General features: G+C 40.5%; 20 protein-coding genes. 14 read left to right on the top strand and 6 right to left on the bottom strand.

Annotation, left to right across the window (positions count from 1 at the left end; genetic code table 11):
- Positions 1-175 precede the first annotated feature (175 nt).
- From ACE01U_RS04170 to ACE01U_RS04160, 3 genes are all read left to right on the top strand, one after another.
- Positions 176-967 (top strand): COG4705 family protein, encoded by a 792-nt coding sequence (locus ACE01U_RS04170; protein ID WP_395578782.1) that lies wholly within the window; start codon positions 176-178, stop codon positions 965-967.
- Between the two features lie 173 nt (positions 968-1,140).
- The gene (locus ACE01U_RS04165; protein WP_395578781.1) at positions 1,141-4,080 is read left to right on the top strand and encodes an insulinase family protein; all 2,940 of its coding nucleotides are present in this window, start codon (positions 1,141-1,143) and stop codon (positions 4,078-4,080) included.
- A gap of 17 nt (positions 4,081-4,097) precedes the next feature.
- Positions 4,098-5,237: a phospholipase A gene (locus ACE01U_RS04160; RefSeq protein WP_086207563.1), complete on the top strand. Its 1,140-nt coding sequence runs from the start codon at positions 4,098-4,100 to the stop codon at positions 5,235-5,237.
- Between the two features lie 62 nt (positions 5,238-5,299).
- Here the strand turns inward: ACE01U_RS04160 and ACE01U_RS04155 are convergent, their stop codons facing one another.
- Both ACE01U_RS04155 and ACE01U_RS04150 read right to left on the bottom strand, forming a co-directional pair.
- Positions 5,300-6,649 (bottom strand): TrkH family potassium uptake protein, encoded by a 1,350-nt coding sequence (locus tag ACE01U_RS04155; protein ID WP_110974109.1) that lies wholly within the window; start codon positions 6,647-6,649, stop codon positions 5,300-5,302.
- Positions 6,646-7,299, bottom strand: a complete 654-nt coding sequence (locus tag ACE01U_RS04150; RefSeq protein WP_395578780.1) for a potassium channel family protein — start codon at positions 7,297-7,299, stop codon at positions 6,646-6,648. The genes ACE01U_RS04155 and ACE01U_RS04150 overlap by 4 nt, the downstream gene beginning before the upstream one ends.
- Before the next feature lie 148 nt (positions 7,300-7,447).
- Between ACE01U_RS04150 and ACE01U_RS04145 the strand changes: the two genes are divergently transcribed.
- The gene (locus ACE01U_RS04145; RefSeq protein WP_395578779.1) at positions 7,448-7,945 is read left to right on the top strand and encodes a hypothetical protein; all 498 of its coding nucleotides are present in this window, start codon (positions 7,448-7,450) and stop codon (positions 7,943-7,945) included.
- 36 nt (positions 7,946-7,981) lie between these two features.
- Here the strand turns inward: ACE01U_RS04145 and ilvA are convergent, their stop codons facing one another.
- On the bottom strand, positions 7,982-9,520 hold the full coding sequence (gene ilvA / locus ACE01U_RS04140; protein WP_086210235.1) for a threonine ammonia-lyase, biosynthetic: 1,539 nt from the start codon (positions 9,518-9,520) through the stop codon (positions 7,982-7,984).
- A 106-nt stretch (positions 9,521-9,626) separates the two neighbouring features.
- On the opposite strand from ilvA, the gene rpiA reads away from it, so the two are divergent.
- From rpiA to ACE01U_RS04100, 8 genes are all read left to right on the top strand, one after another.
- The gene (gene rpiA, locus ACE01U_RS04135) at positions 9,627-10,298 is read left to right on the top strand and encodes a ribose-5-phosphate isomerase RpiA (RefSeq protein ID WP_086210234.1); all 672 of its coding nucleotides are present in this window, start codon (positions 9,627-9,629) and stop codon (positions 10,296-10,298) included.
- Positions 10,299-10,425: 127 nt separating this feature from the next.
- Positions 10,426-11,109: a M48 family metallopeptidase gene (locus ACE01U_RS04130; RefSeq protein WP_395578778.1), complete on the top strand. Its 684-nt coding sequence runs from the start codon at positions 10,426-10,428 to the stop codon at positions 11,107-11,109.
- A 182-nt stretch (positions 11,110-11,291) separates the two neighbouring features.
- Positions 11,292-12,404, top strand: a complete 1,113-nt coding sequence (locus tag ACE01U_RS04125; protein WP_395578875.1) for a GGDEF domain-containing protein — start codon at positions 11,292-11,294, stop codon at positions 12,402-12,404.
- Positions 12,405-12,511: 107 nt separating this feature from the next.
- Entirely contained in the window at positions 12,512-13,567 is a 1,056-nt protein-coding gene (gene argC, locus ACE01U_RS04120; protein ID WP_171405790.1) for an N-acetyl-gamma-glutamyl-phosphate reductase, read from the top strand.
- Between the two features lie 79 nt (positions 13,568-13,646).
- The gene (locus ACE01U_RS04115; RefSeq protein ID WP_395578777.1) at positions 13,647-14,393 is read left to right on the top strand and encodes a DUF6776 family protein; all 747 of its coding nucleotides are present in this window, start codon (positions 13,647-13,649) and stop codon (positions 14,391-14,393) included.
- Between the two features lie 17 nt (positions 14,394-14,410).
- Positions 14,411-14,827 (top strand): ATP-dependent Clp protease adapter ClpS, encoded by a 417-nt coding sequence (gene clpS / locus ACE01U_RS04110; protein WP_086210230.1) that lies wholly within the window; start codon positions 14,411-14,413, stop codon positions 14,825-14,827.
- Between the two features lie 9 nt (positions 14,828-14,836).
- Positions 14,837-17,113 (top strand): ATP-dependent Clp protease ATP-binding subunit ClpA, encoded by a 2,277-nt coding sequence (clpA, locus tag ACE01U_RS04105; protein ID WP_086210229.1) that lies wholly within the window; start codon positions 14,837-14,839, stop codon positions 17,111-17,113.
- A gap of 92 nt (positions 17,114-17,205) precedes the next feature.
- On the top strand, positions 17,206-17,559 hold the full coding sequence (locus ACE01U_RS04100) for a YnfA family protein (RefSeq protein ID WP_395578776.1): 354 nt from the start codon (positions 17,206-17,208) through the stop codon (positions 17,557-17,559).
- A gap of 29 nt (positions 17,560-17,588) precedes the next feature.
- On the opposite strand, the gene ACE01U_RS04095 is transcribed toward ACE01U_RS04100, so the two are convergent.
- From ACE01U_RS04095 to ACE01U_RS04085, 3 genes are all read right to left on the bottom strand, one after another.
- Complete coding sequence (locus ACE01U_RS04095) at positions 17,589-18,062, bottom strand: hypothetical protein (RefSeq protein WP_395578775.1); 474 nt, start codon at positions 18,060-18,062, stop codon at positions 17,589-17,591.
- Between the two features lie 90 nt (positions 18,063-18,152).
- Positions 18,153-19,073 (bottom strand): ornithine carbamoyltransferase, encoded by a 921-nt coding sequence (argF, locus tag ACE01U_RS04090; protein ID WP_395578774.1) that lies wholly within the window; start codon positions 19,071-19,073, stop codon positions 18,153-18,155.
- A 120-nt stretch (positions 19,074-19,193) separates the two neighbouring features.
- Positions 19,194-19,844, bottom strand: a complete 651-nt coding sequence (locus ACE01U_RS04085; protein ID WP_086210225.1) for a TetR/AcrR family transcriptional regulator — start codon at positions 19,842-19,844, stop codon at positions 19,194-19,196.
- 248 nt (positions 19,845-20,092) lie between these two features.
- On the opposite strand from ACE01U_RS04085, the gene prpB reads away from it, so the two are divergent.
- Both prpB and prpC read left to right on the top strand, forming a co-directional pair.
- Positions 20,093-20,977, top strand: a complete 885-nt coding sequence (gene prpB / locus ACE01U_RS04080; RefSeq protein WP_086210224.1) for a methylisocitrate lyase — start codon at positions 20,093-20,095, stop codon at positions 20,975-20,977.
- Positions 20,978-20,979: 2 nt separating this feature from the next.
- Complete coding sequence (gene prpC / locus ACE01U_RS04075) at positions 20,980-22,116, top strand: bifunctional 2-methylcitrate synthase/citrate synthase (RefSeq protein WP_110974102.1); 1,137 nt, start codon at positions 20,980-20,982, stop codon at positions 22,114-22,116.
- Positions 22,117-22,193: the final 77 nt, after the last annotated feature.

Raw genomic sequence — 22,193 nt, 5'->3', positions numbered from 1 at the left:
GTATAGCGAACATTGTCTTCATGAACAGCTGTATTGTCGCCGCTTGTGATACAGCTGAATGCTTCGATGAGAGCTAAAATTATAATGGGCTATGACACCGATTAGGTCTTATTTTAATCTGATATTAAGCCAATAAGCTGACAATGGGCATCTGTTGTTTATTGGGGTGTTAATAATGCCTATTGATGTGAATTCCTCCGCAAGTGTACAAGATGTACATCAGGTATTAATGAAAGTGCCACAAATCACGGCTCTTTTTTGGATAACTAAAATTTTTGCAACGACATTTGGTGAAACGGCGGGTGATGCTGTTTCAATGTCGATGAACTTGGGTTATTTACTCAGTACTTTTATCTTTTCACTCGTTTTTATTGTTGCTGTATTTTTTCAAATCAGATCGAAGAGTTATCTTCCCTTTTTATATTGGTTCGCCATTATTGCCAGTACAACTGTGGGGACAACTTTAGCTGACTTTGTTGATCGCTCATTAGGCATTGGTTACGTGGGTGGGAGCGCATTATTATTAAGTTTGGTCGGGATTTCGCTTTTTATTTGGCATAAATCTGAAGGCAGTATTTCACCGCATGTGGTGAATCAGCCACGAGTTGAGCTTTTCTATTGGTTAACGCTGACATTTTCCCAAACTTTAGGTACTGCTTTAGGTGATTGGTCTGCAGACACAGCAGGTTTAGGTTATAGCGGTGGGATTGCACTATTTAGTGGACTGATTTTATTTATTTTACTTTTGTATAAGTTGAGCCACATTTCGAGGACTTTTCTGTTTTGGTCCGCTTTTATTTTAACGCGTCCTTTAGGGGCGGTTGTTGGTGATTTCTTAGATAAACCTTTAAGTTCTGGTGGTTTAGATTTGAGTCGTTTTGGCGCATCTGCAGTGTTACTGATCGCAATAGTGCTTTGTGTATGGTGGGCAAAAAAAACCGAAAAACTGGTTAATGATCCTGTCTAATCGTTATTGATTCAGTATTTGCGGGTGGATTCAGTTGGGTATAGGTCCCATCAGTTCAACGCTTTTTAAAAGTTGACCAAGTTACTTGGAAAATTGTCAATGAATGAGTCTTGTTCTTGATTTTCAGGTTATACTTGAAACATTTAGAAAATGCTTTGAATTGAGGAGATCACATGACTGTAGATGTCACTGAAACCATTTCACAAACTGTACATCCTGCGTTTCAGTTGGTACGTCAACACCATGTTGAAGCTTTAGACATCTTAGTGTCTGAATATAAACATAAAATCACTGGGGCGGTGCATTATCACTTAGCCACCAATCACGATGAAAATGTATTTTTGGTTGCATTCCGTACTCAGCCTATGGATTCAAAAGGCGAAGCGCATATTTTAGAACATACTGCGCTTTGTGGTTCAGAAAAATTCCCTGTGCGTGATCCGTTCTTTTTAATGATTCGTCGTTCATTGAATACGTTTATGAACGCTTTTACAGCAGCGGATTGGACGGCTTATCCATTTGCGACGCAAAATAAAAAAGATTTCCAAAATTTATTGGAAGTGTATTTAGATGCAGCATTTGCGGCTAATTTAAATCCGCTTGATTTTGCTCAAGAAGGTATTCGTATTGAGCTTGAAAATAGTGAACCTGTTTATAAAGGTGTGGTTTTCAACGAAATGAAAGGGGCGATGAGTTCGCCTTCAGACCAGTTGTATCATCAGCTTGCACATCACTTATTTCCAGAAACGACCTATCATTACAATTCAGGTGGCGACCCGAAAGATATTCCAGACTTGACTTATCCTGAGTTGGTGGATTTCTACAAGTCGCATTATCACCCAAGCAACGCAGTTTTCATGACCTTTGGTAATGAGCCTGCCTATAATTTGCAGGAGCAATTTGAAACTTTGGCTTTGGCTAAATTTTCTAAAGGTGAAACGCTTTATTCTAAAGAAGAACGTCGTTTAACAGCACCCGTAGAAGTGACTGAAACTTATGCGGTAGATGCAGAAGATTTAAAAGATAAAACTTATCACATTATTTCGTGGTTATTGCCTAAAGCTAGCAATATAAAACTTCGCTTAGGTATGCGATTGGTTGAAGGTATACTTTTAGAAGACTCAGCTTCACCACTGCGTCATTATCTTGAGACCTGTGGTTATGCACAGTCTACAGGCCCGATTATGGGTGTAGATGATTCGAACTACGAAATGACCTTCTACTGCGGTGTGCAGGGTTCAAACCCTGAACATGCGGCAGAGTTTAAAGCAGGTGTCTTTAAAATCTTAGAAGATGTGGCTGCAAAACCTGTCGATCAAAACATGGTCGATGCGATTTTACATCAGATTGAATTGCATCAACGTGAAATCAATGGTGACGGTATGCCTTATGGTCTAAGCCTGATTTTAAATGGTTTGGGTAGTGCGATTCACCACAGCGATCCAGTCACTGTTTGGGATGTAGACTCAGCTATTGCTGCGGTGAAAGAAGAATTAAAAAACCCGATGTGGTTATCCAATCTCATCAAGACGCATCTAATTGATAACTCACACCGTGTACAAATGACTTTGGTGCCAGATGCCAATAAATCTGCGGTGGAAGCCGCAGATGAGAAAGCACGTTTAGCTGCAATTGGTGCGCAACTTACAGAAACTCAAAAAGCAGAAATTGAAGCACAGACAGAGGCATTGAAAGTCCGTCAGGATACACCAGATGACTTAAATTTATTGCCAAAGGTGGGCTTGGAAGATGTGCCAGCTGAATTGCAAATTGTACAAGGTCAATTGCGGGAGATTATCTCTAATCGTACTGATTACCCGCTCAATCTCTATCATGCAGGCACGAACGGTATTTACTACAACCAAGTGCTGATTCAGATTCCACAAGATGTGGTGCAGTCACCATACTTTAACTTACTGTCTATTTTGATGGGTGAAGTGGGGGCAGGTCAGTACGATTATCTTGAGCTACAACAACTGCAAACTGCTGTAAGTGGTGGTTTAGGAATGGGTGCGTCGTTACGTTCTCACGTGAATGATAAAAACCAAATCAGTGCGTGGCTCACGCTGACTACAAAATCGCTGGTGAGTAGTTTAGAAAGTATTAACTTGTTGAAATTGGCGTTTGAGCAGTTACGTTTCGATGAAAAAGACCGCATTATTGAACTCTTGCAACAACGTAAAACACGTTGGGCATCACGTCTTTCAGGCTCGGGTCATAGTTATGCTATGCAAATTGCAGGGCGTAACCACAGTGCTTTAGCTAATCGTGATTATCACAACACGGGTTTAGGTGCATTAAACTGGTTGGGTGAGTTGATTAGCCGTATTGAAAAAGATGAAGTTGCTTATGAAGATTTCATTCATGAATTAAAAGCCATTCATTTAAAACTTTTACAAGCACCGAAACAATTTTTGTTGGTGTGTGAAGAACACCAATCTGAGCGCTTGCTAGAAGAAGTTCAAAATGTCTGGGACAAACTAGAGGTTTCTGAGCAAGTTGTGAGTCTTAAAGCTGTGGAGCAGGAAAACACAGATACAGATGAAGCATGGTTAATTCAGGCCAATGTTCAATTCTGTTCATCGGCTTACCCAGCAGTTGAAGTTTCACATCCAGATGCAGCAGCACTGATGGTTCTTGCTGCTTACTTACGCAATGGATTCCTACACAGTGCGATTCGTGAAAAAGGCGGTGCGTATGGTGGCGGTGCAAGCTATGATGGCAATGCATGCTCATTCCGCTTCTATAGTTATCGTGATCCACGTTTAGCGGAAACTTTCAGTGACTTTGAAGGGAGTGTGCAATGGTTACTCAATACTGAGCAAAAACCACATCAGCTTGAGGAAGCGATTTTGGGTTTAATTGCAAGTATGGATAAGCCAGGTTCGCCAGCGGGTGAAGCCATTACTGCATGTTATGCACTATTACATGCCCGTACTCCAGCCTTCCGCAAGCAGTTGCGTAGCCGTCTTCTAGCAGTGAATTTTGAAGATTTAAAGCGTGTTGCGGTACAATATTTGCTTGAACAAAAACCAACGAAAGCAGTGGTTGCACCTATTGCGAAGCGTGATACCTTGATTGAGCTAGGTTTCAGTATTCAACAAGTTCAGTAAAATAATAAGAGGGTCGTATGGCGTTTAAACCATTTGAGCGTTCAACTTTAGCACTGAGCGTAAGTTTGCTCAGTGCTTTGGCTGTCGCTAAAACGCATGCACAAGTTTCAGAGGTGCCTGCGGCTCCCGCAACAGCTGAGGCATGTGTAGCATTAGAGTCAAATGCAGACCGTTTGGCTTGTTATGATGCATTATTTAAAATTCCTCCAGTAGCAAAGCCGCATATTGTTTCTGAACAACGTGCAGCGATGGAAATCGCGCCAGCGCCTGAAAATATCTCAGGGAAGATCGCACAAGGCGTTAGCTCTGTTTTTGCCTCGGAAGGTCCTAAAATAACGCCCAATTTATCTCTTATGGATAGCCGTTGGGAGCTTTCTCCAGAAAGTAAACTCGGGACATGGAATATTCGTGCCTATCAGCCTGTGTATTTAATGCCAGGCTTTTGGACGACTGATAAAAATGAATTTCCTCAAAGTCCAAACCCTTCCAATACGGTGGATGAAGATCAAAACTTAAATTCAATGGAAGCAAAATTCCAACTGTCTTTAAAAACGAAAGCTGTTGAAAATCTGTTTGGGGACAATGGCGATGTCTGGTTGGGGTATACCCAGTCTTCGCGTTGGCAAGTCTACAATGCGGATGAATCCCGTCCATTTCGTGAAACCAACTATGAGCCTGAAGCCAGTTTGGTCTTTAGAACCAATTATGAATTGTTTGGTTTAAATGGTCGCCTATTAGGGCTGACTTTAAACCATCAGTCCAATGGTCGCTCTGATCCGCTTTCTCGTAGCTGGAATCGTGTCATTTTAAATCTTGGATTTGAAAGAGATAACTTTGCTCTCATGCTGCGCCCATGGTATCGAATAGAAGAAGATGCAAAAGATGACAATAACCCAGACATTAAAGACTATATTGGACGTGGTGATTTAACGGCATTCTATCGTTGGAATGAGCATGATTTTTCGCTTATGTTACGACATAGTTTAAAAGGGGGGGATGACTCTCGTGGCGCGGCACAGTTTGATTGGGCTTTTCCTATCTCTGGCAAACTACGAGGACATTTTCAACTGTTTGATGGTTATGGAGAAAGTTTGATTGATTATAATCACCGGGCAACTTATGTGGGCTTGGGTGTGTCTTTAATGAATTGGTACTAAGCCTCTGTAAATAAAAAAACCACGTTTCAAACGTGGTTTTTTTATGACATTGTTTTTAAGGATTAACCAATTTGAATATCTGTGGTTGGGTGTTTAAGCCGGCTTTTCTTCGGTGTTGCAATGAGGTATGCCAATGTTAATGGCCCTAAACGGCCTGCAAACATCAGAAGCATCAGAACAAATAAACTGGCAGGTTGAAGTTCGCCTGTAATCCCGCGGGACAAACCAACTGTACAGGCTGCGGAAATGGTTTCAAATAATAAGTCTATAAACTCATGATTCGGTTCAATTAACGTCAAGCTAAAGATGCCTAAAAAAACCAGAGTCGCGGTAATAGAAACAACAGCCATTGCTTTGAAGGATGTTTTTTCAGAAACGGCATGATTAAAGACACGAATTTCATCTTCACGTCTTAAAAAACTAATGACACTAAGTAAAACAATAATAAAAGTACCTACTTTAATCCCGCCTGCAGTACTCATTGAGCCACCGCCTATGAACATCAGTAACATGGTCACTAGGGTTGAAGCATCTTTCATTTGTGCCAAATCGAGACTGTTAAAGCCCGATGAGCGAGGAACGGTTGCATGGAACCATGCATTGAGTGCTTGGTCACCTAAACTCATTGGCGCTAAGGTAAGGGGGTTGTTGGATTCAATTGCCCATAAAAGAATAAAGGCGATGATGTTTAAGCCTGCAATCGTAGACAAAATAAGTTTGCTGTTGGTACTTAAGCCTTTCCAACGTTTACTACGTTTAATATCCATCAGCACCACAAAACCAATCCCACCAATAATGTATAACATGCTGATGGTAAAGGTAATGAGATATTGACCTGAGAAGCTCATCAAGCTGTTCGGGAAGAGTGAAAACCCGCCATTATTAAATGCTGAGACACTATAAAAGGCAGCATAGAAAAAGGCTTGATTGAAGTTATAGTCTTCCATCCATGCAATGGTTAAAATAACAGTACCAATGGCTTCAAAAAATAAGGAATAAAGCAGTACGCCTTTAATGGTAAAAGATACTTTGGATAAACTGGTTTGACCAATGGTTTCTTGCGCCATGATTTGTTGTTTTAAGCCCAACTTGGCCGATAGGCTTAATGCCGCCAAAATTGCAAAGGTCATAAACCCCAAGCCACCAATTTGAATTAATAGCATAATGATGACTTTACCTGTTACGGTAAACGTTTCCCCCACATTCACCACAGATAGTCCAGTAATGGTCACAGCAGATGTAGCTGTAAACAAAGAGTTGAGCCAGCTGAGTTCACCATGGTGTGAAATAGGGAGTTTTAATAACAGCGTACCAAGAATAATAAAACTTAAAAAACCCAAAGCTAATAAGCTAGGCGGGCTTAAATTAATTGTATTTTGCGGGTTGGGTTGCCATTCTTTTAGATTTTTCATGATTTGAACCGTGCTGAAAGACGACGTAATGTTTCAAGGACTCCTTCAACAACTAAAATATCACCCACTTGTAAAATTAAATTGGGATCTATGCTGTACAAAACTTCTGTACTACGCTTATGGAGTAATGTTTTTACATCAGGTGCTTGATCCATGAGTTGGCGGAAGCGTGTACCTTGCAATTTTTCGTCAATTTCAATTTTGACGATATAGTGATTATCTTCAAGCGCCATGTAGCGACTGACCATCGGGTAACATAAAGATTGTGCAATCCGAACGCCCATGTCTTCTTCGGGGTGAATAATTTTACTGATACCTAAATGGCTCAAAATCATATGGTGTGATTTGGATTTGGCTTTAACCCAAATTTTCTCGACCCCAATATTTTTGAGGTGTAATACACATAAAATACTGGCTTCAATATTTTCACCAATTGCGACCACAACCGCATCGCAGTTTTTAATATTGAGTTCATCGAGCACATGTTCATCCGTTGCATCGGCAATAACAGCATGGGTTACTTGTTCAGAGATATTTTCAACATACTTTTTTTCACTGTCGATGCCAATCACATCATGCCCGAGTTCAATAAGTTGAGTTGCAACTGTGGCTCCAAAGCTTCCTAAACCAATCACTGCAAATTGCGCCATGTCATCTTTTCCTTAAATTTTTTATACGTCGATTGTTAACGCATGTTGTGCCGAATTTCACAAGATGTCATCTTTATACAGACACACTTTTTTGATCAATCATTTTTGAGTTATACCGAATATATCACTCATACAGAGGAGTATATAAATGCGGAAGACACTATATGAATCCCTTAGAATTGCCTTTCCAGAACTAAATGATACCGCAATTCCTGAAGAACAAGATGAGTTCGAGCACTTTGTTCGTTGGTTAAATACCTATTATTCAAATATACAAAAAATAGCACTCGATGATTTTCAGCAAAATGGGATTGATGAATGCCACAGACTACAACAACTTGGGGTTGATTTAGATCAGCTGAAAAATCAAATCAACGATGATATGGCTTCTTTTTACCATATGTACGACAGTGATGAACTTAAAGAAAACTCAGATATGCACAGCTATGATTTTGAGTTTAGTTTTGATGTGATTTTTAACCACATTAAGATTTTTATTGAACCTTATGAACTTAGCCTGTTGGTGATAGAGCGAGAAAATCCATATTGGCTGTTGGTTCCGCATAATGATGAGCTGATCGAGAGAATCATTGTGACATATAACCATACGTTTGGTGATGAAGAGCCAATCCAGCTCATAGAATAAAACCGCCTCGAAAGGCGGTTTTATGTATTGAATCTTTTATTTTAAGAAACGTTGATAACCTAAGTTATTGGTAATTTCTTCGTATGGATATGAAATACTTTCTAGAGTTTCAACCAATCCGTCTGGGTTCTGTTTTGCATCACTTGCTTCTAAACCAACCAGTACACGACCTTCAGCAGCGCCGTGGTTACGGTAGTGGAACAAGGTGATGTTATGCGTTGGACCAAGACGTTCAAGGAACATTAATAGTGCACCTGGACGCTCAGGGAACTCAACACGGAATAAACGCTCATTTTCAATGTCTGCATGCCCGCCAATCAGGTAGCGAATATGCAATTTCGCCACTTCATCATCAGACAAATCATCGACATCAAACTGCGTTTTTAGTGCCTCGAAAATATCGTGACGTTCTTTTTCGCCACCTTTTAAGCTAATGCCGACAAAGACTTGTGCTGCACTGGCATCGCTCGCACGGTAGTTAAATTCGGTGATGTTGCGACCTTGTAACGCACGACAGAAATTCAGGAATGAACCTTTTTTCTCTGGAATGGTCACAGCAAAAATAGCTTCTTTGCGTTCACCTAATTCAGTACGTTCTGCAATATAGCGCAAACGGTCAAAGTTCATGTTTGCACCGCAAACAATAGAGACGATGTTTTTGCCAATCAGCTCATGGGCTTCAACATATTTTTTAATGCCTGCTAAAGCCATTGCACCCGATGGTTCAACAATACTACGACATTCATCATAGGTATCTTTAATTGCTGCACAAATTTCGTCGGTATTGACTAAAACTACTTCACGTTCAACGATTGGGCCAGAGTTATCTGATTTTTGCAGTTGAATCACTTCAAATGGTTTTTCACCAATTTGCGCGACAGCCGTACCATCGGCAAATAGTCCGACTTGAGGCAGTACTACACGTTCACCCGCTTCAAATGCAGCTTTTAAGCAAGCAGATTCATCGTATTCAACAGGAATCACTTTGACGTGCGGTGCTACATCACCTAAGTAAGCGGCAACACCAGCAATTAAACCGCCACCACCCACAGCCACGAAGACATAATCAATATCGCGCCATTGACGTAAAATTTCATTACCAATGGTTCCTTGACCTGCCATGACTAATTCATCGTCATAAGGCGGAATGAATGTCATACCATCATCGGTTGCACGTTGAATCGCATATTTATTTGCAACATCAAAAGAGTCGCCATGTAGGACTACTTCACCGCCTAAACGCTTCACTGCCTGTACTTTGATATCTGGGGTGGTTTTCGGCATGACAATAATGGCACGAATTCCGAGCTTTTTACCTGACAGGGCTACGCCTTGGGCATGGTTGCCAGCAGATGCAGTAATGACACCACGTTCGAGTTGTGCTCGAGGCAATTGACTAATGCGGTTATAAGCACCACGTAGCTTAAATGAAAAGACTGGTTGTAAATCTTCGCGCTTAAAACGAATGTTGTTATTGAGTTTCTCACTAATTCGAGGTGCCGCTTCGAGTGGAGTTTCGATTGCAACATCATAGACTGTTGCTTGTAATATTTGTCGAACCAAACGAGACAGCATGTTAATTTCCCATTTAACAGTTTAAAATAGGGGATCATTGTAACAAACCCCTGTACATTTGGGCTGTAAAATCAGCAACAAATGTCAAAAATAGTTGAGCCAAATTATGAGTCTGTATGCTACCCAAGATGAAAAAAAGCAAGCTGCTGCAAAAGCTGCCTTAAAGCACTTACCTAAAGGTGGCATATTAGGGGTGGGTACAGGCAGTACTGTCAATTTCTTGATTGAACTTTTACCTGAGCTTCAGCTTGAAGCGGCTGTGGCAAGTTCAGAAGCAACGGCTGAGCGCTTAAAGAAATTAGGCATTGAAGTGGTTGATATGAACTCTGTTGGCGGTTTAGATGCTTATGTAGATGGGGCAGATGAAATTGACCGTCATATGCATATGATCAAAGGCGGTGGTGCCGCACTGACTCGCGAAAAAATTGTAGCTTCAATTGCGAAAAAATTTGTCTGTATCGTGGATGACTCAAAATGGGTCAATCAGTTAGGTCACGACTTCCCACTTCCGATTGAAGTGATTCCAATGGCACGTTCTGCTGTAGCACGTAAAATTGTGGCACTTGGTGGAGATCCAGCTTACCGTGAGGGTGTAGTGACCGACAATGGCAATGTGATTTTAGATGTTTATAACCTGAACATCTTAAATGCACTTGAGCTTGAAAAGACCATCAATAACATTCCTGGTGTGGTATGTAACGGTATTTTTGCGATCAATAAAGCGGATATTGCTGTGGTTGCAACGGATAACGGGATTGAAGAACGTACTGCAGTTTAATTTTAAATTTCCCCAAGTCTCTCTTAAAAAAATGAGGGGCTAAAAGCAACAGCATTTTTATGGTGTTTTTCTCCCTCCTTTAACAAAGGAGGGCTGGGGAGGATGATTCAATAAAAGAATAATTTTAATGACCTTAACAGACCTACCCGAAATCCAAATCACCCATCATGCACGTGCGACCCGTTTACGACTGCGTGTTGAACGGACTCAAATTCGTTTAACCGTGCCTAAGTTCTGTAGTAAACGACAAATTCAGGAATTTTTAAATCAGTCTGAGCAATGGATGGTTGAAACTTGGCAAAAGCAGCAAGTGAGCCTTGTACAAGTCGATCGAACCCTACCGTCAGAATTACATTTATTTAATCGACAGCATGCGTTAACGATCAGCTATAAAACACAAAGACATGCTTATCTTTTTGATGAGCAATCTAACCAACTGTGGGTTAGTGATCGCCAGCCTGAAAGTTATTTAAAGTCTTTTGTAATTGCATATGCCAAACAGTACTTGCCTGCCTATTTGCAACAGATTAGTCATGAAACTGGTTTAAAATTTGTACAATGCGCGGTTCGTCAGCCTAAAACCCGCTGGGGAAGTTGTAGTGTAAAGCATGATATTATGCTGAATAGTGCTTTGGCTCTGTTCCCTGAAGCGATTACGCGTTATGTCTGTGTGCATGAGTTGGCGCATACACGGCACTTTGACCACAGTGTACGTTTTTGGTCGGAAGTCGAGAAACATGATCCAGCGTTTCAACAACATCGTAGAACGCTAAAAACAACGGCATTGCCGCATTGGTGGTACCAAAAATAAAAGCAAGTTTTGACCAAAAAATATAAAATATATTTCTTGAGATTGATTGAGATGCCATTAAAAAATGCTATAAACCTCATGCAGTAACATCAATATTTACCAATTTCAGTCGACAGACATTTAATGTGAATTTTGCAGATATCCACTATTTTATATTAATTGTTCCAGCATGCCTGATTTTAATGGGTAGCTTACTTTTAATATGTCATTTTGTTTTTAAGGCTCCTGCATATCTTTTGTGGTTGGGTCTAGGGTATATCGTGCCGTCTTTTTCTGTGGCTACGCAGTGTTTCATGTCGAATAAGCAACTAGCATTGTTCGCTCCGATTTTGGGATCATTTTATTTGTTCGGGGCATGGTCTAGTGCTTATGCTATGGGGCTAAGAAAAACAGCCAACGCACATTCGTCTGGATGTGCGATATTGATTGCAATCACATTGGTTTTGTTGAGCCATTATTCTTATATTGACGATCAGTTGTGGATCAGAATGCTCGTTTTAAATATATCCATTGCTGTAGTTGAGTCATTGGTGTTATTTTTAATGTTTAAAAATTATCAAAATGTTGATTTTCTTAATAAAATAGTTGATTTCTCCTATTTGTTCATTGTGCTTTATACTTTCGCACGTGGCATCATCACTTTTTTCTTTTTAAAAAATATACAAGCAGATATGTTGGCAACTTCTGTCTGGTGGTTAATGATGCTTGCTGCCAGCATTATCTTGAGCATGTGGTTTGCTATTGTTTTATTGGGCACTTTAGTCCGAGATATTATCCATCAACTGAATGATGAGCGTTTAAGAGATCCACTCACACATTTATTTAATCGACGTGGTTTTAATGAAGCAGCCAAAGTAAAGCTGCATTGTTTATCTCAACAGTCTTATTTTTTACTGATGTGTGATATTGACCATTTTAAAAAAATTAACGATCGCTATGGACATTTGATTGGAGATCAAATTTTACAGCAGGTGAGTCAAATTATTGGGCAAAACGTGTGTGGTCATGACCTTGTTGGACGTTTCGGTGGAGAGGAATTTATTATTTTATTGCAAGTGGATGATCTAGAGTTGGCTTATAGTATTGCCAATCGTATTCGTTTACGCATTTCGGATACTCAATTATCCTCAGAAAATATAACTGTGACAGCGAGTTTTGGACTCGCTGCAGTGCATCAACACAATTTAAAATATGCTATAAATGCTGCCGATCAATTGTTATATGATGCGAAAAATTCAGGACGAAACCAAATTTGTTTTGAGCCATCACTGACTGTATTAGATGCGCAACATTAAATGTCTATAGCACCAAAAACGCATAAATTCCAAGTAAAACAGTTTAGAAAGCAGAAACTTCCTGTCATACTAGGCAGCTACAAAGTGGATAGTTTAAGTTTGAGGTAATACACGTGATTTCAGTTGGTATTGTCGGCGGTACAGGTTATACAGGCGTTGAATTGTTGCGTCTTTTACTACGACACCCAAATGTGCAAGTAAGCGTATTAACATCGCGTACAGAAGATGGTCGCCGTGTAGATGATATGTTCCCAAGCCTACGTGGACATACTGAACTCAAATATTCAGATTTGAATATTGATGAACTGAAGAAATGTGATGTGGTGTTCTTTGCAACCCCGCATGGCGTTGCCATGAAGCATGCTGAAGAATTAGTCACTGCAAATACCAAAGTGATTGATCTTGCTGCAGACTTCCGTCTACAAGATTTAGAACAGTTCGAAAAATGGTATGGCATGCAACATGCGTGTCCTGAACTATTAAAAGATTCAGTTTATGGTTTATCTGAGTTAAACCGCGAACAGATTAAACAAGCCAATGTCATTGGTAATCCAGGTTGTTATCCAACGACAGTGCAACTGGGTTTAGCGCCATTATTTAAGCAAAACGACACATTAGTTAAACCTGAAAGTATTATTATTGATGCGAAATCTGGTGTGTCTGGTGCGGGACGTAAAGCCAGCCTTGGTATGATCTATTCTGAAAATGCGGATAATTTTAAAGCTTATGGCGTTGCAGGTCACCGTCACCATCCTGAAATTGTGGAAGCATTGGAAAATATTTCAGGCTTAAAAAATGTGTTTAATCACATTTTATTTGTGCCACATTTGGTGCCTATGATTCGTGGCATGCTCAGTACGATCTATGTGGATTTAACTGATGCGGGTGAAGCTATAGATGTACAGAGCTTATATGAGCAGTTTTATGCCAATGAAGCTTTTGTCGATGTCATGCCTGCGGGAAGTTCACCAGAGACACGCTCTGTGCGTGGTGCAAATCAATTACGCATTGCTTTGTATAAGCCACAACCGAAAAAATTGGTGGTAATTTCTGTACAAGACAATTTAGTTAAAGGTGCAGCAGGTCAGGCTGTTCAAAACATGAACTTAATGTTTGGATTTGTCGAAACTGCGGGTCTAGATGGAATTGGTTTATTACCATAAAAAACGTTTTAAAACTTCACACACATTTAGATTTCGATTTAAATGTGTGTTTTGAATTGAATCAAAATAAGAGATGACGATGCCGAACACTGACACAAATATGACGTCACAACAGCCTGAACCTGCAAAGCCGTTTTTACAGACCAATAAGCCCTTAGCGATTGGTGCAGTAATATTGGTTGTTGCGAGCGGATTATTGGGTTATACCGTTGGACATCGTCAGGGTTTAACGGTCGTGGGTTTTGATGCAGATGCTGAGCAACTGGTCGAAGTAGTACAAAAGCAAAAGATCAGTCTGGATGCTTTAAATAAAAACTATAATGCTGCTGTTCAGGAGCGTGATGTGGCTGTCACCAATTCAAACGAGCTATATTTGTCTTTGCAAAAAGCGCTAGATCAACAAGCACAGTCTGAAACGACAGCAGTCATTTATCGTGAGGTTTTACGTCAACGCGGCGGTATTCCTTTGGCTGTTCAGCATATTACGATCAAACCTTTGCCTGAAAATGCATTTGAATACCAACTTGATTTGGTTCAAGTCAGTCCCTCAAAACGTGCAGCCTCTGGTACCGTTGAGCTCAGACTGATTCGTGGTACAGAAGTTTTGGTTGTTCCTTTGGAAGACAAAAATTTTAACTTTGAAAACTATGAGCGTTTAACAGGGCGTTGGACGATGCCTAAAGGCTTTACGCCACAGTTTATCGAAGTCCGTTTAACAGGCAGCACGCCAGTGACACGACGCTTTAGTTGGTCACGTGGTGAGGCCGTAGAAAGTCAATCTGCATTTGTCTCTGAAATTCCTCAGGCAGAGGCGAATGCACAATAATTGTGAATTGTAAGTTTATGGGTATTTCTAAGCGTTCAACGTGTTTAAACGAAATTAAGCAGTCTTTTCATGAGTCTGGCTATGTCGATTGGCATATCAGCCCGCGCTTGAGCAATGATGAACCGCATGAAGACGAAAATAGTGATGTCGCTGTCCAAACAGCGCCACCTGAATTGAAACGTCCGCCACTTTATGCTGTCGTTTTAATGAACGATGACTATACCCCAATGGACTTTGTTATTGAAATTTTACAACAATACTTTGCTTTGAATCTTGACCAAGCCACTCAAGTAATGCTAACTGTACATTATGAAGGAAAGGGTGTTGCAGGCGTTTACCCGAGAGACATCGCGGAAACAAAAGCAAACCAAGTCAATAATTACGCTCGGTCTCAAGGTCATCCGCTACTTTGTCAGATTGAGCCGAAAGATTAAGGGGGTTCCATGCTCAGTCGTCAATTAGAAGTATCCTTACGTTTGGCTGTTAGTATGGCTCGACAAAAGAGACATGAATTCCTAACAGTAGAACATTTGTTATTGGCTTTACTTGATAATGATTCAGCCGTGAATGCATTGAAAGCATGTGGTGCGGATATTATTTTGCTTCGTAAAGAGCTCGAAGAATATGTAGAGCAACATACCCCTAAATTGGGCGAGAACAGCGACCAAGCACCGCATCCAACTGAGAGTTTTGACCGTATTTTGCAACGTGCGATATTCCATGTGCAATCGAGTGGTGGAGACCGTACAGTTGAAGGTGCAGATATCCTTGTCGCAATGTATTCTGAGCGTGATTCTTTTGCTGTTTATTTATTAAAACGTCATCAAATTAATCGTTTAACCTTAACTCAGTATTTAGCACATGGTACTCGTAAAGACGAAGTGCAAGTTGAAGAAGAAGTTGAAGATTTAGATGGTGAGTCGAGCAGTTCAAGTAATGCTGGCCCGTTAGAGCTTTACACAACCAATTTAAATGTTGAAGCGCAAAAGGGAAAAACAGATCCTTTAATTGGTCGTGAAAAAGAAATTGAGCGTGCAGCACAAATTCTATGCCGTCGTCGTAAAAATAACCCGTTATTGGTGGGTGATCCTGGTGTCGGTAAAACATCTATTGCAGAAGGTTTGGCTTGGCTTATTGTCAATGGTAAAGCACCTAAACCATTGGCAAATGCAGAAGTGTATAGTTTAGATATTGGGGCGCTGGTTGCAGGAACAAAATATCGTGGAGACTTTGAAAAGCGCTTAAAACAATTGTTGAATGCCTTAAAAAAGAAACCAGAAGCGATTTTATTTATTGATGAAATCCACATGATTATTGGTGCAGGCTCTAGTATGGGTAGCACGATGGATGCATCAAACTTAATTAAACCTGCTTTGGCCAATGGTTCATTACGCTGCATTGGTTCAACCACGTTCCAAGAATATCGCCAAGTGTTTGAAAAAGATCATGCATTGTCACGTCGTTTCCAAAAAATTGATGTGAATGAGCCATCTATTTCAGAAACGATTGATATCCTACGAGGCTTGAAAAGCAAGTTTGAAGATTTCCATCATGTTAAATATGATGACAAAGCTTTAATTTCAGCGGTTGAGTTATCTGCAAAGTTCATTAATGACCGTTTCTTGCCAGATAAAGCCATTGATGTGATTGATGAAGCAGGGGCGCAGCGTCGTCTGAAAGCTGAACAAGATGATACGCTTATTACGGTGGAAAATATTGAAGATATCGTGTCGAAAATTGCACGTATTCCACCAAAAACCGTATCTAAAGATGACAAGACTGTTCTTGAAAATCTTGAGCGCGATTTAAAACGAGTGGTCTTTGGTCAAGATGAAGCCATCGAAGCTTTAGGCTCAGCAATTAAGCTGTCACGTGCAGGTTTAAAATCACCTGATAAACCTGTAGGTAGTTTTGTTTTTGCGGGTCCAACTGGGGTAGGTAAAACAGAAGTTACCAAACAACTTGCGAAATTATTGGGCGTTGAGCTGGTTCGTTTTGATATGTCGGAGTATATGGAGCGTCATGCGGTTTCACGTTTGATCGGTGCGCCTCCCGGTTATGTGGGCTTTGATCAAGGTGGTCTGTTGACCGATGCGATTCATAAGAATCCGCACTGTGTATTATTGCTAGATGAGATTGAAAAAGCACATCCAGACGTGTTCAACTTATTGTTGCAAATTATGGATCATGGTTCATTGACCGATAACAATGGTCGTAAATCAGACTTCCGTAATGTGGTGTTGGTCTTAACTACAAATATTGGCGCGGAAAGTATTTCTCGTGTGAGTATTGGCTTCATGGATCAAGACAACAGCAATGATAACCAAGATGCGATGAAAAAAGCGTTCTCTCCAGAGTTCCGAAATCGTTTGGATAGCGTAATTCAGTTTAAAGCGCTGCCTACTACTGTGATTGAAAATGTGGTGGATAAGTTCTTAACTGAATTACAAGCGCAACTGGACGAGAAAAAAGTCATTCTTGAAGTGGACCAAAGTGCGCGTGAGTGGATGGCCGAAAATGGTTATGATCGTCTAATGGGTGCTCGCCCAATGCAACGATTGATTCAAGAGCATTTGAAAAAACCACTGGCTGAAATGATTCTATTCGGTGAGCTTGCAGAACATGGTGGCAATGTTGCGGTCTCTGTGAAAAAAGAAAATGGTAAAGCGGTTGGTTTGAAACTCGAAGTTTTTGAAGACCAAACGGCTGAACCTGCTTAAAGATTTTTACATCATCTAAAAACCCGTGTTCGCACGGGTTTTTTATTGAAAGCAAACGATTTAAAGACCAATAGCGAGTAAAAATAGACTGTATGGATATTCAATTCACTAAGATTTTTAGTACATTTGTACTGTTTTTAATTACAGCAGTGATGGAAATATTAGGCTGTTATTTTCCTTATTTGATTTTAAATCAGGCGAGAAGCCATTGGTTGTGGATTCCTACAGCTTTAGCGTTAGGTGCTTTTGTGTGGCTGTTAACTTTACATCCGGCTGCGTCAGGACGTATTTATGCGGCTTATGGTGGAATCTATATCTTTACCGCATTGCTGTGGTTGCGTTATGTCGATCAGGTCCAGCTTTCCCGTTGGGATATAATGGGTGGTGCAGTAGTTTTAATGGGTGCTGCTATGATTATTTTGCAACCACAAGGATTGGTTCGCTAGAGCAGAGAACCAATCACTATAAGGCATTATTATTTGATACCACAGTCTTTCTGTTTTAGCTCTAGATCGTAGCTGTTTTTTTCGGAGTTAAGCTGTAGTTTTACAATGTAGGGATTATGGCGCTGATATTGATGCTCGAAGAAAATATTGCAGTTTTGCAGGACATTATTTTTAATCACTTTTTGAACTTCTTTTTCACCTAAATCTTGTTCAAACTGGGCGAAATCTGGGGTAATGATCATCCCTTTAAGTTCGGTACGGTCTGCATATAGATTAAATTGTTCAATGATGGTGTTATTATCAATTTCAATGGGAAGTGTTCTGGAGTCTTCTGCTGTTAATACCGTTAATATTTCATTCAACGTTTCAGGTTGTTGAATTTTAAAATTTGCATCAATAATTTGTTTGGATTGTAGGTAGTCATCGAATTCAGAAGCGTGAACCTGACAAAATATAGTACTTAGGAGTGTAGCAAGGCACAGGCCAGTCTTTTTGAAATGCATGGAAAGTGTCGCTTATAAAAATTATGTTCCAATTATAGCTTTGCACGTATAAAAAAAGCACCCTTAGGTGCTTTTCTTTGGAAAAATAAATCAGTCTTTTTTTGCATTTTCATTGATTAAAAATTCAACCAATGCTTTTTGTGCATGTAAACGGTTTTCGGCTTCATCCCAAACCACAGCATTTTTATGGTCGAGCATTGTTTCAGAAATTTCTTCGCCGCGATGTGCAGGTAAACAGTGCATAAATAAACAATCAGGATGAGCAAGATCCATCAGGCGTTCATTCACTTGATAGTCAGCAAAAGCTGCTTCACGAATTTTTTGCTCTTCTTCTTGGCCCATGCTTGCCCATACATCGGTCACGATCAGGTCTGCATTGACAGCAGCATCTTCAGCAGAGTTAACCAGTTCTACACAGTGTGCAAATTCACTTAAAAATTCTGCTTTGGGTTCATAACCTTTAGGTGCTGCAATTTTGAGCTTGAAGCCCCACATGTGCGCTGCTTCAATATATGAATTACACATATTGTTGCCATCACCAATCCACGCTACAGTTTTACCTGCGATAGGTCCACGGTGTTCAACAAAAGTTTGAACATCTGCAAGCAGTTGGCAAGGGTGGTGATCATCGGTCAAAGCATTAATCACAGGAACTTTTGAATAAGACGCAAAACGTTCAACAATGTCATGTCCGAAAGTACGGATCATCACAATATCCAACATGCTTGAGATCACACGTGCTGAATCTTCAATCGGTTCACCACGCCCCAGTTGCGTATCTCGTGGAGAAAGAAAAATTGCGCTACCACCGAACTGGCTCATGCCTGCTTCAAACGATACACGGGTACGAGTACTCGATTTTTCAAAAATCATACCCATAACTTTACCAACAAAAGGTTGGAAGACTTCGCTATTGTGCTGTTTACGTTTCAGTTCAATACCGCGTTGCACAACTTGGTTAAGTTCTAAAGTAGATAAATCGCGTAAGGTAAGAAAGTGACGTAGAGCCATTGTTACTCCACAATAATTGCTGAAAACTGAAATAAAAACAGAACAACAATTAGTTGTTGGTTGGTTAAAAGAAAACGAGAGTTGATTAATATACTATAAGCAAAGGAAATTGCAAAAAAACTAGAGTTTTTGATGACCTGCTAAAAAGCGGTCTACACAATATTCAATATGATTGTTGAGTTCTTCACGATCAAGAACAAGATCGACCCCCAAAATAATTCGCCACTCATAGTCGCGTAAAATACCGAAATACAGCATGGCTGAATTGTTGGGTTGGGGGCAATTGAGTTGTCCCTTTTCATGTGCTTGAGATAAGGCTTGAGCAATAGTTTTTTGAATCATTTGTGCACCATTTTCATGGATGTATTGTGCAAGCGCAGGATCTTTCTGTGTTTGATTGAGTATTAAACGAATAAAGGCAATGTTTTTAGGTTGAATGATGTGTTTGAGGAAGTTGGTTAAAATACGAATAAGATAAGTGCGTAATTCCTCAGTCTCACAGATACAAGTCAGGGTAATATCGCGATAAAATTGATCACGCCGATAATCACAAATTGCTTTAAACAAGCCTTTTTTGTTCCCAAAATATTTATAGATTGAGGCTTTTGATCCGCCTGCATGATTCACAATATCATCCAGTGATACAGCTTCATAACCGTGTTCTAGAAAAAGATTAGTCGCACTCTCTAAAAGCGCTAAGCAACGTTCATGACCACGTTTAGTTTGTGGTGTATCCCGCGTTAGTGGTTCAAGTTGAACAGAAGTGTGCATAATAACTAAAAACAGCCTAATAAAATGTGTATCTCTAGTTGCTATCATAGCAAAAATATGCACACATTGTCTTTTTGAGGTGTATCTGTTTAGCACTAAAGGTCTGCTTATGGAAGAAAATTACACAATAAAAACGTGAACCATGGGACTAAAGTTTTAGAGTGATCATTCTAAAATGTCATAGCCAATTGGAACATTATGGCTATACTCAAAACTCGAAAATTAAAGTAAATGCCGTGGAAAGGACTATGACAGAACAAACGTCTGCAGGCTTAAGATTTAGACAAGCACTGGAAGTGGAAAAACCATTACAAATTATCGGTACAGTCAATGCTTATGCAGCAATGATGGCGAAACAGGTGGGTTACAAGGCCATCTATCTTTCGGGTGCTGGTGTTGCGAACTACTCTTACGGTCTTCCTGATTTGGGAATGACCAGCTTAGACAATGTCTTGGAAGATGTACGTCGTATTACCGAACGTGTAGATACACCACTACTGGTTGATATTGACACAGGTTGGGGTGGGGCATTTAACATTGCACGTACCGTGAAACAAATGATTGCTGCTGGAGCTGCTGCTGTCCACATCGAAGACCAAGTGGCACAAAAACGCTGTGGTCATCGCCCAAATAAAGAGATCGTGACCCAACAAGAAATGGTCGATCGTGTCAAAGCTGCTGTTGATGCCAAAACGGATTCAAACTTTGTGGTGATGGCACGGACTGATGCCCTACAAAAGGAAGGTCTACAAGCAGTGATTGACCGTGCATGTGCTTGTGTGGAAGCAGGTGCTGATGCGATTTTTGCCGAAGCAATGACAGATATCACGATGTACAAGACCGTTTGTGATGCAGTCGGTGTCCCTGTACTGGCGAACATTACCGAATTTGGCGATACTCCATACTACACCAAAGAACAACTTGCAGAACAAGGCATCTCGATGGTGCTGTATCCGCTGTCACCGACCCGCGCTATGCAAAAGGCAGCACTGGAAGTGATGCATGCTATTCGCAATGACGGTACGCAGGTCAATGTACTGGATAAAATGCAACAACGAAAAGAACTCTATGAATTTCTCGATTATCACACCTTTGAAAACACATTAGATAAGCTGTTTAAACAGGAGAATTAAAAATGGCAGAAGGAAAAGTCCTTACAGGCGCAGGATTGCGTGGACAAGTTGCGGGAAAAACGGCACTTTCAACTGTAGGTAAAAGTGGCGCAGGCTTAACCTACCGTGGTTACGATGTGCAAGATTTGGCAGAAAATTGTCAATTTGAAGAAGTCGCTTATTTGATCTTCTTTGGTGAACTACCAACAGCAGAACAACTTATAGCCTACAAAGCGAAACTTAAATCACTACGCCAATTACCGCAAGCGTTGAAAGAAGTGCTTGAGCGTATTCCTGCAGACTCACACCCAATGGATGTGATGCGCACAGGCGTGTCCATGCTGGGTAATCTAGAAACGGAACACTCTTTTGCAGAACAACAAGATGTTGCTGACCGTATTCTTGCAACACTGCCTGCGATTATTTGCTACTGGTATCGTTTTAGCCATGATGGCGTGCGTATTGAAGAAAATACTGATGATGATTCAATTGGCGCTCAATTCCTGCATTTACTGCATGGTGAAAAGCCAAACGAATTGCATGAGCAGGTAATGAATGTATCTTTGATCCTTTATGCAGAGCATGAGTTCAACGCCTCTACATTTACTGCACGTGTGTGTGCTTCAACTTTATCCGATATGCATTCATGCATTACAGGTGCAATTGGTTCACTACGTGGTCCATTACACGGTGGTGCCAATGAAGCTGCGATGGAAATGATTGAAAACTGGACATCAGCTGACGAAGCTGAGCGTGAAATGTTGGGTAAACTGGAGCGTAAAGAAAAGATCATGGGCTTTGGTCATGCAATCTACAAAGACAATGATCCGCGCAATGGCATCATTAAGATTTGGTCAGAGCGCTTAGCCAAAGACGTAGGCGATACAGTGCTTTATCCAGTATCGGTACGCTGTGAAGAGGTGATGTGGCGTGAGAAGAAATTGTTCTGTAATGCAGACTTTTTCCATGCATCAGCATATCACTTTATGGGTATTGCAACCAAATTATTTACCCCAATCTTCGTGATGAGTCGTGTAACAGGCTGGGCAGCACATGTGATGGAACAACGTGCGGATAACCGTATTATTCGTCCGAGTGCAGACTATACTGGGCCTGAGCTACGTAAAGTTGTGCCAATTGAAGAGCGTACAGCTGCATAAGTGTGTCAACAAAAAAGCCTCTTCGGAGGCTTTTTTTATATCAATATCTGTTTCAAAAAAGTGCTTAGATGTCTGGA

It is taken from the genome of Acinetobacter halobius, assembly GCF_044130335.1.
In the GTDB taxonomy this organism is placed as follows: Bacteria; Pseudomonadota; Gammaproteobacteria; order Pseudomonadales; family Moraxellaceae; genus Acinetobacter.
The sequence above is the reverse complement of the archived record's forward strand: the minus strand, read 5'-3'. Positions and strand labels throughout refer to the sequence as shown.